The following is a 680-nucleotide window of genomic DNA, read 5'->3' as shown; positions in this document are numbered from 1 at the left end:
CCGATGCCGGTGTTGTAGCTGCCGGTGTTGCCGATACCGGTGTTGGCGATGCTGGTGTTGCCGATACCGGTGTTGTAGTCACCGGCGTTGCCGATACCGGTGTTACCGGTACCGGAGTTGAAAAAGCCGCGGTTACCGTGACCGGAGTTGAACAGCCCGATGTTGTCGGTGCCCGCATTCAACCCGCCGAAACCGACGTTGCCGCTCCCGAGCAACCCGATCCCGGAGTTGTAATCACCCCAGTTGGCAAAACCGCGGTTGCCATCACCCCAGTTACCGAAACCGATGTTGCCGTTACCGGTATTGCCGAAACCGATGTTGCCGCTGCCGGAGTTACCGAAGCCGATATTGCCGTCACCGAGGTTGCCGAACCCGAAGTTGTTACTCCCCAGATCACCGAAACCGAAGTTGAAGTCGCCCAGGTTGCCGCCACCAAAGTTGACCCCGCCCACATTGCCGAAGCCGAAGTTCAACTCGCCGATATTGCCCCCACCCAGATTCAGCCCACCCTGGTTGCCCAGGCCGATGCTGAAGGTGGTGAAGTCGTTCACCGCGTTGTGGAAGAACCCCGAAACCTCGCTGCCCACGTTGCCGATGCCCGAAACCACCGCCGCCGACGCCGCGTCCAACGAACTCACATTGAACGCACCCGAGATGCTGTTGCCCAAATTGCGCATACC

General features: G+C 59.9%; 1 pseudogene. It reads right to left on the bottom strand.

Features of this window, described 5'->3' with window-relative positions:
- Positions 1–551 (bottom strand): annotated as a pseudogene (locus AC5Y4D_RS27325) (PPE family protein); the annotation flags it as partial.
- Between the last annotated feature and the right edge of the window lie 129 nt (positions 552–680).

The organism is Mycobacterium sp. NGS67 (assembly GCF_059812185.1).
The sequence above is the reverse complement of the archived record's forward strand: the minus strand, read 5'-3'. Positions and strand labels throughout refer to the sequence as shown.